We start from the raw sequence: 13,316 nt of genomic DNA, 5'->3' as shown, positions 1-13,316 counted from the left end.
CGATCGAGGGAACGGTTCCCGATCCCACGGACAGGTGATCCACCGATGCCCGAGTCTGGCGAGCGACCGAAGGAGGGGCGTGACATGACTGCCATGGCCCATGAGCCGCTCACGCAGGAAGAGATCCTGCTGGACGGCTTTCTCGCCCTGGACACCCCGGAGGGATTCCGGGCGGAGCTCGTCGAGGGGGAGATCGTTGTGACGCCGCCGCCGGACGGGGATCACGAGCACTACATCAGCCGGATCGTCCGCCAGGTGATCAGGCAGTCCCGGACCGACATGGACTTCTCGGGCAACAAGGGGCTGAGGCTGAAGAAGGCGGAGGGGTGCCCCAAGGACCATGTGATCCCGGACGGCACCTTCGCCCCCGGCGCGCTGGAGCTCTACCGAGGTGCCGACCCCTGGATGCCCAGCCAGGGCGTCGTCATGGTGCTGGAGGTGACCTCCACCAAGCCCAAGGCCGACCGGGAGGTCAAGCGCCGGTGCTACGCCCGTGCGGGCATTCCGCTCTACCTGCTGGTCGACCGCGACATCTCCGAGGTCACCCTCCTCAGCGATCCGGGGCAGGACGACTACCGCAGCCGCTGCACCGTCCCCTACGGCAAACCCCTCACCCTCCCCGAGCCCTTCGCCTTCGACCTGGACACCTCGGACTTTCTCTGACCCGCCCCGTGTTGCACCCTGAGGACAGAAGGGGCGCGGCATGGAACAGGCACTGTGGACAAGAGCCAGACTCGGCCGCTGCGGCCCGCCCCTGGACCTCCTGACCGCCCGTTTCGACAAGCACGTGTACGCCCCGCACGCCCATGACGAGTTCACGGTCGGCGTCTGCGTCGGCGGCTCGGAGATCATCGACTACCGGGGCGGTCACATCCGCACCGGCCCCGGCTCCATCGTCGTCCTGGCCCCCGGCGAGATGCACACCGGCGGCCCCGGGAACACCACCGACGGCTACGCCTACCGCGCCCTGTACGCCGGCCCTGCTCTCCTCACCGACGGCGTCCTCGGCGGCGTACCGCACTTCCGCGAACCGCTGATAGACGACCCGGAACTGGCCGAGGCCTTCCGCGCCGCCCACACCACCCTGAGCACCTGCCCCGACCCCCTGGAGGCGGAATCCCGCCTCCCCTGGCTCCTCACGGCCCTGTCCCGCCGCCACTCGACGGCCAATCCGGCGCCGGACGCCGTCCCCGGCGCGCACCGCATAGCGCTCGCCGTACGCGACCGCCTGGCCGACGAACTCCTGGCACCCCCTTCCCTGGCCGATCTCGCCGCAGGCCTGGACCTGTCCCGCTACCAACTCCTGCGCGCCTTCCGTACGACGATGGGGGTACCGCCGTACGCCTGGCTGGCCCAGCACCGCGTGCACCGCGCCCGCGCCCTCCTGGACGCCGGCCTGCGCCCCGCCGAGGTGGCCCCCCTGGTCGGCTTCGCGGACCAGGCGCACCTGACCCGCTGGTTCCGCAGGGTCCTGGGCGTGACGCCGGCCGCCTACCGCAACAGCGTTCAAGACGCGAGGCACTGAGACGTCCGATGGTGGGTCCATGACTGCACGCGGCTGGTTCCTGTTCTCCCTGATGGGAGTGGTCTGGGGCATTCCCTATCTGCTGATCAAGGTGGCGGTGGAGGACCTCTCCCCGTCCATGGTGGTGTTCACGCGCTGCGCGCTGGGCGCGCTGCTCCTGCTGCCGTTCGCGATCCGCCAGGGCGGCTTCCTGAAGACCGTCCGGGCGCACTGGGCGCCGATGCTGGCCTTCGCGTGCATAGAGATCATCGGTCCTTGGTTCACCTTGACGGACGCGGAGAGGCACTTGTCGAGCTCCACCGCCGGGCTGCTGATCGCGGGAGTCCCGATCGTGGGCGTGGTCGCGGCCCGCTTCCTCGGAGAGGGCGAGGTGCTGGGCGCCCGCCGGATGACGGGCCTGGCGGTGGGCCTGGCAGGAGTGGGAGTCCTCACGGTCCCGCACCTGACGGGAGGCGACGCCCGCTCCCTGGCCGAGGTCCTCCTGACGGTGGTGGGCTACGCGACGGCCCCGCTCATCGCGGCCCGCCGCCTGAAGGACGTCCCGACCCTGCAACTGATCGCCCCCTGCCTGGCGCTGTCCGCGGTGGTCTACGCCCTCCCGGCGGCGCTGACCCGGCCGGACACCATGCCCTCCGCCTCCGTCCTGTCCGCCCTGGCGGCCCTGGGCACGATCTGCACGGCGATCGCCTTCGTGGCCTTCCTGGAACTGATCAAGGAGATAGGCCCCACCCGCTCGACGGTGATCACGTACGTCAACCCGGCGGTGGCGGTGGCGGCAGGCGCCCTGTTCCTGGACGAGCCCCTGACAGTCGCCGTCCTGGCGGCCTTCGCCCTGATCCTGGCGGGCTCGGTCCTGGCGACGGCCTCCGGTCCTCGGCGCGACCGCCGCCCGGTAACATGGTCGACACGGCAGACGAGCCGGGCGGACGGCCGCGTGGAGTCCCCCTAGGGGGCTTCCCGAGGAACGTCCGGGCTCCACAGGGCAAGGTGGTGGCTAACGGCCACCCGGGGTGACCCGCGGGACAGTGCCACAGAAAACAAACCGCCCGGCGCTTCGGCGCCGGGTAAGGGTGAAACGGTGGTGTAAGAGACCACCAGTGCCCAGGGCGACCTGGGCAGCTAGGTAAACCCCACCCGGAGCAAGGTCAAAAGGAGCGCCGTAAAAAGCGCTCTGCGCGGACGCTGGAGGGCTGCCCGCCCGAGTCCGCGGGTAGACCGCACGAGGCCGGTGGCAACACCGGCCCTAGATGGATGGCCGTCTCCCCGGCCGCCGCGAGGCGGTCGGGCGACAGAACCCGGCGTACAGCCCGACTCGTCTGCCTTCATGGCCTTAACCTCAGAGTTTGTCTCTGTGCAACGGTTGGTGGGGGAGGGGGCAGACAGACGGTCGTCCAGCTGAAACGGTGCTCCCTTCAGTGATCGGCTCGACGACCATGCGGGACAACGTCGATTCCGGCTTGGTCTCCGAGGAACTGGGCGACGGAGTGACAGAGCTGGCCGGGACGGCGAGAACTGGGGACGTGTGAGCCGAACGCTGGAGTCGGCGCGCTACCATCCCCCTGAGCCTGGCTCGGCGTGGTGGCAGGCGATTCGGGGGAGTGGATGACATTCGCACAACCAAGGCGGGTAGATTTCCCGTCTTTGGCGCGATCGCCGCGGCTGGCGATTCTGCGTCCTGATAACGACTTACTTCGTCTGCTCGATGCCGACCGCACCAAGGAAAGGTCCTACTCCCAACCCTGCCGCGACTGGCCCGAGGTCAAGTCACACCTTGCGATCCTGCTTGCTCCTGTCGACCAGCAGGGTGACGAAGGCGGCGAGGAGCAACCGGAGCGGATCTGGGGGCTGGGTATCGTGCGCCCTGCTCATGAGACCGACCGAGACCGGAAGGTCATCGTCACCCGCGCGCGAAGCCTTCGAGACCTGGTGCCTGTCTCAGGACTCTGGTGCGTCGGCGGCGAGCAAGACGCCGCACTCGCCAAGTCGTTACCGGAAAGCGGTCCTGTCACGGTCGGCGCGGACACCGTGTTCGCCAATCTCCGGCGGATCTCCTCCGATGTCGAGGCCGAAGTCCAGCGGTTGATGCCTCTGCTCGACGATGCCGAAGGCTGGAACGAGGGGGAGCTCCGCTGGCGTGATGAGCGTGACGCTCTTCTGCTCTTCGCCAAGATAGCCGGGATGCCCCAGAGCGACTTCTCGGAGATACAGCTCTGGGACAGGACAGCGGCCCGGGCAGCCTTCATCAGCGGACTTGTCGGGACTGAGGTCCAGCCGATGCTCGACGACATCCGCGGGCGGGCGGCCACGAGGTTCAGCGGCATCGGTGAGACCGTCGTCCGAGCGTTCGCGAGTCGCGGAGGTCATCGAAGCTATGACTTCGAGGCCACATCGATAACCGACCAGTCGGTGCTGGACGGTCGGGAGGGCTCCCTCGACGCGTACTACTACCACCTCGGCACTCGGACGCTCGTCATGCTGCGCTACGTGCGTCCCGGCCCGAACGGGCTCTTAGCGCTTGACGCCCGGCACCGTCTGGACGAGTTCCACGGCCGTGTTCGCCGCCTGCCGAGAGCCGACCGGCGGAGCACCGACGATTACAGCTTGCTGGACGACCCGCTTTTTCTCCGCATTCATAAGCCGGTGCCCTTCACCGCCGCCCTGCACCGCACGAGTTCCGGTGCGATCTACCCCTACGACCAGGTCGCCGTAGCGCTCTCGCCCGCGGCGGAACCCGGTCTTCCAGACCTTTCCCTGGGGTCGCTCATCCGCCACCTGGCACCGACCCACTTCGCCCAGTTGGTTCGCGACGGTTGGTTCGGCGCGAGCGGAGTGCCCTTCGGGGTGGTTTTGGACTGGGTGGAGGCCACGATCGACACGGCTGGTGTTGCTTTGCTGGTCGTGGACTTCAACCTCCGGCAGCGTGGCAACGGCTCAGGGATCTAGGCGCGGGCCCAGACCATCAACAAGACACCACCAGTGGGAAGGCGACCATCCATGGCCACCTCGGGGGCGGACACACCTCGCCAGGTCACGCAGGTGCGCGAGCAGCTGCACGAGACATTCGACGGGGTGATAGACGACAGCGACATCGCCCACTTCCGCGGGGGCAACTACGAACAGCGCTTCCTCTCCCGCGCTCTCGCAGCCCTCGCGGTACGACGCGTGGCCCAATGCACGGTGGCCGAGGCGGCCCGGTTCGTCACGGACGGCATCGCGGACCAGGGATTGGACGCCATCGCCCCCCTGCCGGAGAGCGGGCAGGCCCTGCTCGTCCAGGCGAAGTGGAGCGACAAGGGCACGGCGACCTTCGACGTGGACGCTGCCAAGGCGATGGTGGACGGCCTGAACCGGATCGAGAACGAACTGTACGACCAGTTCAACCAGCGTGCCGGCGCCCTCGCTCTGGAAGCCAGGCCGTTCATCATCAACAAGAAGGCCACCCTGCTCATCGCGCTGATGGGCACAGTGAAGCCCTCTCCGCCGGCGCTCGAGGTTCTCAACAACGCTCTCGACGAGTTCAACAAGCACGGTGCCCGCTTGAGCGTCGAGGTGCTGTACGCGGCAGACTTCCATGACCAGATCCATGCGGATCTTCGGCCGAAGCCGATCTGTCTGGACGTCCGCCTTGACGACTGGTACCAGCAGAAGGGGCCACTCGAGGCCTATCAGGGCACGGTCTCCGCCGAGAGCGTCGCCGAGTGGTACGAGACGCACGGTACCGGCCTGTTCGAGCAGAATCTCCGGGCCCCGCTCGGGACCACCGTCACCAATGTGGAGATCGGCCAGACCCTCACGTCCGATCCCACCAGATTCTGGCACCTGAACAATGGCATCACCATGATCTGCACCTCGCTCACGGCGAAGAACGACAGCGCCAAGGCACCGCAGAGCAGGCCGACCACTCTCACCGTGTCGGGGGCGAGCATCGTCAACGGGGCTCAGACGGTACGGGCGGTCGCCAGGGCCATGCACGACGACGGTGAGGCCGCAGCCAACGCCACCCTGAGCATCAAGGTCATCAACACGCATGAGGACCGGAAATTCGGCGTACAGGTCTCGCAGGCGGCGAACCGGCAGAACGCCATCGAGCAGCGCGATCACATCGCGCTGGAACCCGTGCACCAGGCGATCAAGGCCAACCTGCGCGCCGAACTGCGCAAGCAGTACGTGATCAAGCGAGGTGAGCCGGTCGCCGCGCCCGAGACCGGTTGTTCACTGGACGAGCTCGCTCTCGCACTCGCGTGCCTGCACCCGGACGCGGAACAGGCCGCCCGGGCCGCCAGTTCCACGGAGAACCTCTGGGAGCAGGGCTCCACGGGCAGCCATACTCTGCTGTTCAAACGCGAACCCTCGCCGCAGAAGGTGTGGCGCTCCGTGCTCACGCTGCGCGCGACACGGAGCGCGGTCTACGAACTGGGAAGTGGACAGAACAGCCGCGAGGCCGCGACCACCGAGCACGGTGGCTTCCTCGTCACCCACCTGCTCTTCCAGCATCTCGGTGCCACGAGTATCGACGACCCCGACTTCGACTGGGACAGCGAGGTCCTGGAGAAGGTTCCCGCCCTCGTACCGGATCTGGTGCGTCGGCTGACCCATCAGATCGTGACTCGTTACGGGCCGCGTCCCCAGATCAGGACCGCCTTCCAGACCGCGGAGACATGCCGGGAGCTCGCGAAGCACGTTCTCGGCGATCTGGCCGATGGCGTCGCCGTTCCCGCACCTGCGGTGAAGGAGCGCAAGCCGCGGCGCCCGAACACCGTGCCGCTCCTGGTCGACCGTCGTGTCATCAAGGACGGAGCGCCTCTCCAGTACGTGGCTCTGAACGAGCCCGAGCGCGATGCGATCGAGGAGTGGCTTGTCGAGGACGAACGGCGACGCCAGGCGACCTGGGTCAATCACCGGACCAAGCCGATCCTGTGGGCGTACGACGAGCAGCAGTACTCGCCGTCCGGGCTGGTGTCGAAGATGTGGGCGGACGCCGAGTGGGACGAGCGCCCCGTGGCCAACCAGGGAACGGCTCGCTGGTTCCCGTCGGATGGCCTGAGCCTGTGGGATATGGCCAAGCGCATCCACAGCGAAGAAGACGAGGCCGAGGACGAGGCCTGACTACCGTGTGCACCGCACCGGCAGGACGTCAGTAAGGGCGTGGTCCCTCCGGGCCGCGCAGCCGGGCGAGGAGATCGGCGATCTCGCGGGTCTCCTCGTGGTCCTCACCAAGGAGGACGCACATGTCCTCGTGGAGGGCGTCGAGGACTCCCTCTGCCTCGGTGCGGCGGCCCTCGGAGAAGAGGAGCACGCCGATACTGCGGCGCAGGTCGAGAGCGGTTTCGGAGGCGTCCCCGGCCGCGTCGGACACGACTTCCAGGACCTCCTGGAACTCCCGCAGGGCGACTGTGGCCTGGCCGAGGTTGGCCCGGCAGTAGGCGGCGTGCCGACGGCACTCCAGCGTGCTTTCGTCGGCCGGTCCCGCCGTACGTGCGTATACGGCGGCCAGCGCGTCGAACTCCGGTAAGGCGCGCCGGAAGTCCTCGCCGGCCATGAGGACCGCCGCGCGCTGCCGCCGCAGACCGAGCACACGCGGGTTGTGCACGCCGAGGGCGGTGGCCGCTGTGGCGATCACCGCCTTGAGGACGTCCGCGGCCTGGGCGAACCGCCCGCTCTCGGCGAGGTCCGCGGACCGGGCGTAGGCGTCCCGGATCGCGTCCCGCAGCACGGTGTCGGCGCGCGCCGGGACCGGTACGGGAGCCACCGGCCCGAGCGAGGGCGCGGGCGGCGTGGTCCGCCGCAGGGGTGCGTTCGGCTGTCGGTAGACCACCGTCGGGTCGGGGACTTCGGAAGGGGAGCCGTCGTGGGTGAAGGCCACGGGTTCGGCTGCCGATCCCGGTTGCGGCAGGTGCGGCGACAGGCGCTCGTACACCGCGTACGCATCGGCAGGACGCTGTTCGGGCACCTTGGCCAGCAGGTCCAGAGTCAGCCCCTCCAGGTCCTCCGGCACCTCGGGCCGCAGGGTGCGCAACGGCTCCGGCGACACTTCCATGTGCTGGTACTGGAGCTGGTACTCGTTGTCGCCGCTGAAGACCGGCTGCCCGGCGAGGAGTTCGTGCAGCACGCAGCCGAGCGCGTAGAGGTCGCTGAGAGGGGTGATCTGCGCGCAGTCGATCTGCTCGGGCGGCATGTACCGGCTGGTGCCGATCTGGCTGCCGGTGGCTGTCAGCCGGGTGACGTCCGTGCCCAGCAGCTTCGCGATACCGAAATCCAGTACCTTGACCGTGCCGTCAGCGGCGATCAGGACGTTGTCCGGCTTCAGGTCGCGGTGCACGACAGGGATGGCGTGCGCGTACGACAGGACCGTGCAGATCTGCGCCGCGATCGACGCGGCCCAGCTCACCGGGAGCAGCGCCGCCGTTCCGTCCTCCGTACCGGCCAGCACGCTGCGCAGGGAGATTCCGCGCACGTACTCCATCACCAGGTACAGCCGGTCGTACGACGCCTCGTCCAGCACCGCGTCGAACACCTGTGGCACGCCGTGATGCCCGATCCGAGCGGTGACGCGGGCCTCGCGTTCGAAGCGGCGGGTGAACTCCTTCGCCTGCGCGGGCGATGAGACGACATCGGGCCGGATGAGCTTGACCGCGATCTCCCGGTCGAGAACGGCGTCGTAGCCCCGCCAGACCGTGCCCATACCGCCGGACTCGATCTCCTCGATCAGCTCATAGCGGCCCTGCTCGCCGATTCTCCGTGCCTGCGACACGCGTTGCGCCTCCGTCGTCCTGATGCCACGTCAGTCGATCGCTGTACACGGTACCTATTCGCGGGGCGCACGGCAGGGGTTACAGCAGGTGGTCGGCCTTGCCGGCCTTGATGTCGGTGATGAGGGTGCGCAGGGCTTCGAGGGAGTCGGTGAGGTAGCGGTCCTCTTGGCCGACAACAGCTATGTAGCCGTTGCCGTTGGCGTCCGTACCGAGGCGGAAACAGTTGCTCGCATCCTGGCAGAAGGGTGCTTCCCAGGTGATGTCAGGCACAGCGAACTCTCCTAAAGGCTCTGTGAAATGGAGTGCATGAGATCGAGGGTCTTCTCGGGCGGAAGCGCGATCCTCTGCATCTCGTCAAGTTGCAGCCGGTACTTGCACAAGTGAGCTCCGGCATGCAGGAATTCCCCCGCCGTCGTGCGATCCAACTGCACGGTGTCCAGCGGGGGCACCTGGCCGAGGGCGTACAGGATCGCCTGGCCCGAACCGGGGAATACGCCGGCCGAGAACGGGATGGCCTGGACCGTGACATTGTCGCGGTCTGCGGCTGCCATGAGGTGACCGAGCTGGTCTCGTAGCACCCCTCGCCCGCCGACTTCGATCCGCAAGGCGGCTTCGTGGATGATCACGACGTACGTCGGAGCTCCATGCCTGTCGATGGCTTGATGGCGTTGTACGCGGTGGGCCACTCTGGCCTCGAACTCCTCGGCGGGCAGTGGTGGGATGGCGGCTTGGAAGAGGGCGCGCGCGTAGGCCTCGGTCTGCAACTGTCCCGGCATGTGCGTCATCGTGCTGACACGCAAGCCCTGGGCGTGCCACTCCAACTCGGCGATATCCATGAATGTCGCGGGCAGGAGGTTCCGATACTCCTCCCACCAGCCGATCGGACGGTCGCCGCACATAGCGACCAGCGCCTCCACCAGGGCCTGGTCCGTGCACTCGTACCGGAAGGAAATGCGTCGGACACGCTCGGGGCTGACGCCGTGGCGTCCCGCCTCGGTGCTGGTGATGACGGTCCGCTTCGTGTCCAGCAGTGCGGCGGCCTGTTCAGTCGACAGTCCCGCCCCTTCCCGCAGCTTGCGAAGCTCTGCGCCCAGACGCTGCTGGCGCGCGGTTGGATTGCTCCTCGGCGGCATGCGCTCCCTCTCGTCGCGTGCGGCTCAGTTTGCCGCGAGGCGAAGTTCGTTCCAATGGACCTTCGGGACTTGGTAGCACATGTACCCCCACTGCTCTACCGTGAGTAGTGCGCACGCTACACACCGCAACGCCGGAAGTGCACCGCGCGAGCATGCCCGTCCGCCCTGGGACGGGTGCGCCCGCGACCAGGGCGGTAGGCCACCGGCGACCCCAAACCCCTCACAGAGTCGTGGAGTTCGCCATGCCCGAGATCCCCCTCGTCCCTGTCCACTGGCGCTTCCCCGCCCATCCCGCCTCCGTAGGGCGGGCCCGGCATGCCGTCGCTGCATCGCTGCCGGACATCCTTCGGCCCCACCTCGGCGACGACCTGGGCCTGTTGACCTCGGAGCTGGTCACCAACGCCATCCGCCATGGCGCGTGCCGGGAGGACGAGGACCTCGTCGAACTCGTCCTGTGGCCCGCCGACGGACACTACTGGCTCGCCGTCTCCGACCCGGGTACCGGCAAACCCGAACTGGTTCGCCCGGATAAGGACTCCGAGAGCGGTCGGGGCCTGATCCTCGTCGAGAGCCTCGCCACCGCCTGGACCGTCCGACCTCGCCTCGCGCGGGGAACGTCCGTGATCGCGGGGCTCTCGTACCAGCCGGGAGGCTGACCGGGGGAGTGGTCGGTAGGGAGGGGACGGAGGGCCGGGCAGGTCAGGCCGCCTCGTCGTCGATGTTCTCCTCCCGGCGGATCATCCGCCAGGCCGCCCGGCGCGCACTCTGGTTGAGTGACTGCTTGAAGCTGTCGTCGTGGCTGAAGTACTGGCGTCCCAAGTCGGCGATGGTGTCGATGTGTTCGGCCATCTTGTCCTCGAAGACCTCGTCGTAGACGAGCCCGAAGTTCTCCAGGTCGTTGACGGCGGCGGCGCGGACCCTCGGTTCCGCGTTCGTCTCCATCCACGGCGTGATCACGTCCTGATCGGTGAAGCTGGTGCCGTACTTGTCGTTGAACTTCTCGATCAGCTCCGACAGGAGCGACTTCTCCTGCTCCTTGGCACCGTTCCCACCTTCGCCGAAGCCGCGCAGCTCCGCTGCTCCCTCGGAGGCCAACGCGAGGTCGTGCTCCCCGGTCTTCTGGATGCGCAGGTGGCTGAGGTCGACGTCCCCGATGTCCACGCCGCCGTCTCCGCGTCGTGGCAGGCGGTTGAGGAGGTGGCGGCCGTAGAGGTAGAGGCATTCGAGGTCGGCGTCACGGTAGGGCACGATCTGCGAGAGGAAGCCGTACTTCCGTACGTAGTCGTTGAGATCCGCGCGGAACTGCTCGGCGGCTTCGGCGGCTTCCTCGTCGGGGTCGCCCGCCTCGTCCTTGCGGTCCAGCAGCTCGGTGAACTGTTTGACGGCGGGGTCCAGATGCCGGTACAGCTCCGCGTGAAGCTTCTCCCAGCGGGCGGCCGAGCCCGCCGCCTTCTCCTCGGCGGCCAGATAGGCATCCGCGAACTCCCGCATCTCCTCCTCGACGAGGATGTCGGGCCTCATCACCTGGCTCTGCGCGGTGTAGAGGAGATTGGGGTCGGAGGGAAGGGTGTTCGCCTCCTCGAAGTACGGGCGGAAGGACTCCTTGATGTCCTCGGCGTCGTTGACGAAGTCCAGTACGGCCAGGTCCGCCTGCGACTTGCGGTCAGCGGTGCGGTTCAGACGGGAGAGGGTCTGGACGGCGCTGATGCCCGCGAGTTTCTTGTTCACGTACATCGTGGTGAGCAGCGGCTGGTCGAAGCCGGTCTGGTACTTCTCGGCGACGACCAGGATGCGGTACTCGCGCTGCGTCGCCTTCCCGCCGGTGCGCACGGCCTTGTCGTCCTTGCGTGTGTAAGCGAACGCCTTCGGCAGCGCGGACTCGGCCAGGCCACCGTTCTCCTTCGGCTCGGTCGTCTCCTCGCCGTCGTACGTCAGGCTGCCGGAGAACGCGACCAGGACGCCCGGGTCGGCGTACGCCAGATCGTCGACGTACTTCCTGATCGCACGGGCCATCTGCACGGCGCTGTGCCGGGAGGCCGTCACCACCATGGCCTTGGCGCGCCCGCCGAGCCGGCCGGCGGTGTGCGTGCGGAAGTGCTCGACGATCACCTGCGCCTGCTGCGCCACGGTGGAGTCGTGCGTGAGTGCGTACCGGGCGAGCAGCGGATTCGCCTTGGACGCGTCCACCTCGCGCTCGTCCGGGTTCTTGTTCACCAGCTTCCAGTACGTGTCGTACGTGACGTAGGTGCGCAGGGGATCGAGGATGAAGCCTTCCTCGATGGCCTGGCGCATCGAGTACGTGTGGAAGGGGACGTACGCCGGTTTGCCGTCGACGGTGTCCAGGGTGCCGAAGAGTTCGAGCGTCTTGGCCTTGGGCGTGGCCGTGAACGCGAAGTAGGAGAGGTTGGAGGCCTTGCTGCGCTGGATGGCCTTGCGGGTGAGCTTGGCGTCGGTGGTGTCTGCCTCCGCTTCCACCTCGGTGGCCCCGGCCTCGTCGGAGTCCGAGTCGAGCCCCAGGTCGCGCAGCGCCGCGCGGACCGCCGTGGCCGCGTCGCCGGACTGCGAGGAATGCGCCTCGTCCACGATGATCGCGAAGTTGTGGCCCTGTATCTCGGTGGGGTTGCGGCGCAGGTAATCGATGAGGGCCGGGAAGGTGTGCAGCGTGACGGTGATGATCTTCCCCGTCTCGCGGGACAGCGCCTTGGCGAGCTGGTCGGACTTTGCGCCGTGCTTCTCGTCGATCTTCACGACCAGGCCGGCGGTCTTCTCGAAACTGCCGACGGTCTCGCGTAGTTGGGCGTCGAGATTGCGGCGGTCGGTGATGATCACGACCTTGTCGAAGACGGGCGCACCGGGCTTGAGTCCGGCGGCCAGGGCATCGGGGTCGATCTCGGCGGGGTCGGTGGGTGTGTGCAGTGACGACAGGCGGTGCGCCAGCCACCCGATGGTGTTCGACTTGCCGGAGCCGGCGGAGGCCATGCCGAGGTAGTTGTGACCGGCGCCGTGGCGGGCCGCGTGACCGGCGAGCTTCTTGACGATGTCCCACTGGTGGTAGCGCGGGAAGATCAGCTTCCTGCGCGTCCGCCCGTCCGGCCCCTTCTCCTTGCTGAGGTGCACGAACCGCTCGATCAGGTCCAGCCAGGTGTCCCGCTCCCAGATCTGCTCCCAGAGGTAGGAAGTCGCGTACGTCCCGGGGACGGTGGGCGCCGGATTTCCCGCGCCGCCGGGCTTTCCCGGGCCCTCCGAGCCGGTGTTGAACGGCAGGAACCGCGTGAGCTTGCCGCGCAGTTCGGGCGCGACGTAGACCACGTCCGTGTCCACGGCGAAGTTCGCGATGACGCGTCGCGCGAAGATCAGCTCGGTGGGGTCCCGCTTGAGTCGGTACTGCTCCTTGGCGTGCTCCGCCCCCTGCCGTGTGAGGGCGTTCTTCAACTCGGCGGTCGCCAGCGGGATTCCGTTGAGGAAGAGGGTGAGGTCCAGCTCGTTGCCCTTGTCCGCCTGCTTCGTCGCGTACTGCAATTCCTTGACGAAGGTCAGACGGTTCGCCCGGTAGTCGTCCAGGACAGCGTCCGAGGCGACGAGCGACGGCTTGAAGTAGGCGAGCCTGATGAGGACGCCGTGGTCTTTCACGCCCTTGCGGAGTACGTCCAGGACGCCGTCGGTTCCGATCGCCTGGTCCACGCGCTTGGCGAACCCGGCTTGGGCGGCGTTGACATCCTCGCCGTAGAGGGCGATCAGTTCGGCCCAGTCGTCGGCTTGGGTCTTACCGATGAACTCGAAGAGCTGGGCGGTGTCCAGGCCGAGTTGGGGTTCGTAGTGCGACCGAGTTCCCTCGGTCCAACCGCGCTCCAACATGGCGGCGGCTATGGCGTTCCCGAATGCTGCTTCGTCGTGGACGGACATGAG

9 protein-coding genes, 1 other RNA gene and 1 pseudogene are annotated in these 13,316 nt (G+C 67.8%); 7 read left to right on the top strand and 4 right to left on the bottom strand.

Going from position 1 to position 13,316, the window contains the following annotated elements:
- Positions 1-84: 84 nt before the first annotated feature.
- From ACYQ8Q_RS14140 to ACYQ8Q_RS14115, 6 genes and pseudogenes are all read left to right on the top strand, one after another.
- Positions 85-663, top strand: a complete 579-nt coding sequence (locus tag ACYQ8Q_RS14140; protein ID WP_460064982.1) for a Uma2 family endonuclease — start codon at positions 85-87, stop codon at positions 661-663.
- 40 nt (positions 664-703) lie between these two features.
- Positions 704-1,525 carry a helix-turn-helix domain-containing protein gene (locus ACYQ8Q_RS14135; protein WP_460064979.1) on the top strand — a complete coding sequence of 274 codons (822 nt, stop codon included), beginning with the start codon at positions 704-706 and terminating at the stop codon, positions 1,523-1,525.
- 19 nt (positions 1,526-1,544) lie between these two features.
- Positions 1,545-2,324 (top strand): annotated as a pseudogene (locus tag ACYQ8Q_RS14130) (DMT family transporter); the annotation flags it as partial.
- A 115-nt stretch (positions 2,325-2,439) separates the two neighbouring features.
- An RNA gene (gene rnpB, locus ACYQ8Q_RS14125) (RNase P RNA component class A) lies at positions 2,440-2,844 on the top strand.
- Positions 2,845-3,166: 322 nt separating this feature from the next.
- The gene (locus ACYQ8Q_RS14120) at positions 3,167-4,468 is read left to right on the top strand and encodes a hypothetical protein (RefSeq protein WP_460064976.1); all 1,302 of its coding nucleotides are present in this window, start codon (positions 3,167-3,169) and stop codon (positions 4,466-4,468) included.
- A 51-nt stretch (positions 4,469-4,519) separates the two neighbouring features.
- Entirely contained in the window at positions 4,520-6,631 is a 2,112-nt protein-coding gene (locus ACYQ8Q_RS14115) for an AIPR family protein (protein WP_460064973.1), read from the top strand.
- Positions 6,632-6,659: 28 nt separating this feature from the next.
- On the opposite strand, the gene ACYQ8Q_RS14110 is transcribed toward ACYQ8Q_RS14115, so the two are convergent.
- The 3 genes from ACYQ8Q_RS14110 to ACYQ8Q_RS14100 all read right to left on the bottom strand — a co-directional run bounded on the left by ACYQ8Q_RS14110 (position 6,660) and on the right by ACYQ8Q_RS14100 (position 9,410).
- A complete protein-coding gene (locus ACYQ8Q_RS14110; protein ID WP_460064970.1) occupies positions 6,660-8,276 on the bottom strand; it encodes a serine/threonine-protein kinase in 1,617 nt (538 codons plus the stop codon).
- 79 nt (positions 8,277-8,355) lie between these two features.
- Positions 8,356-8,547 carry a hypothetical protein gene (locus ACYQ8Q_RS14105; protein WP_460064968.1) on the bottom strand — a complete coding sequence of 64 codons (192 nt, stop codon included), beginning with the start codon at positions 8,545-8,547 and terminating at the stop codon, positions 8,356-8,358.
- A gap of 11 nt (positions 8,548-8,558) precedes the next feature.
- Complete coding sequence (locus ACYQ8Q_RS14100; protein ID WP_460064965.1) at positions 8,559-9,410, bottom strand: helix-turn-helix domain-containing protein; 852 nt, start codon at positions 9,408-9,410, stop codon at positions 8,559-8,561.
- Positions 9,411-9,652: 242 nt separating this feature from the next.
- Here ACYQ8Q_RS14100 and ACYQ8Q_RS14095 point away from each other — a divergent pair, with 242 nt between their 5' ends.
- Complete coding sequence (locus ACYQ8Q_RS14095; protein ID WP_460064962.1) at positions 9,653-10,066, top strand: ATP-binding protein; 414 nt, start codon at positions 9,653-9,655, stop codon at positions 10,064-10,066.
- Between the two features lie 43 nt (positions 10,067-10,109).
- Here ACYQ8Q_RS14095 and ACYQ8Q_RS14090 read toward each other — a convergent pair whose 3' ends face one another.
- Entirely contained in the window at positions 10,110-13,313 is a 3,204-nt protein-coding gene (locus ACYQ8Q_RS14090) for a type I restriction endonuclease subunit R (RefSeq protein WP_460064960.1), read from the bottom strand.
- Positions 13,314-13,316: the final 3 nt, after the last annotated feature.

The organism is Streptomyces sp. YKOK-I1 (assembly GCF_054660435.1).
The sequence above is the reverse complement of the archived record's forward strand: the minus strand, read 5'-3'. Positions and strand labels throughout refer to the sequence as shown.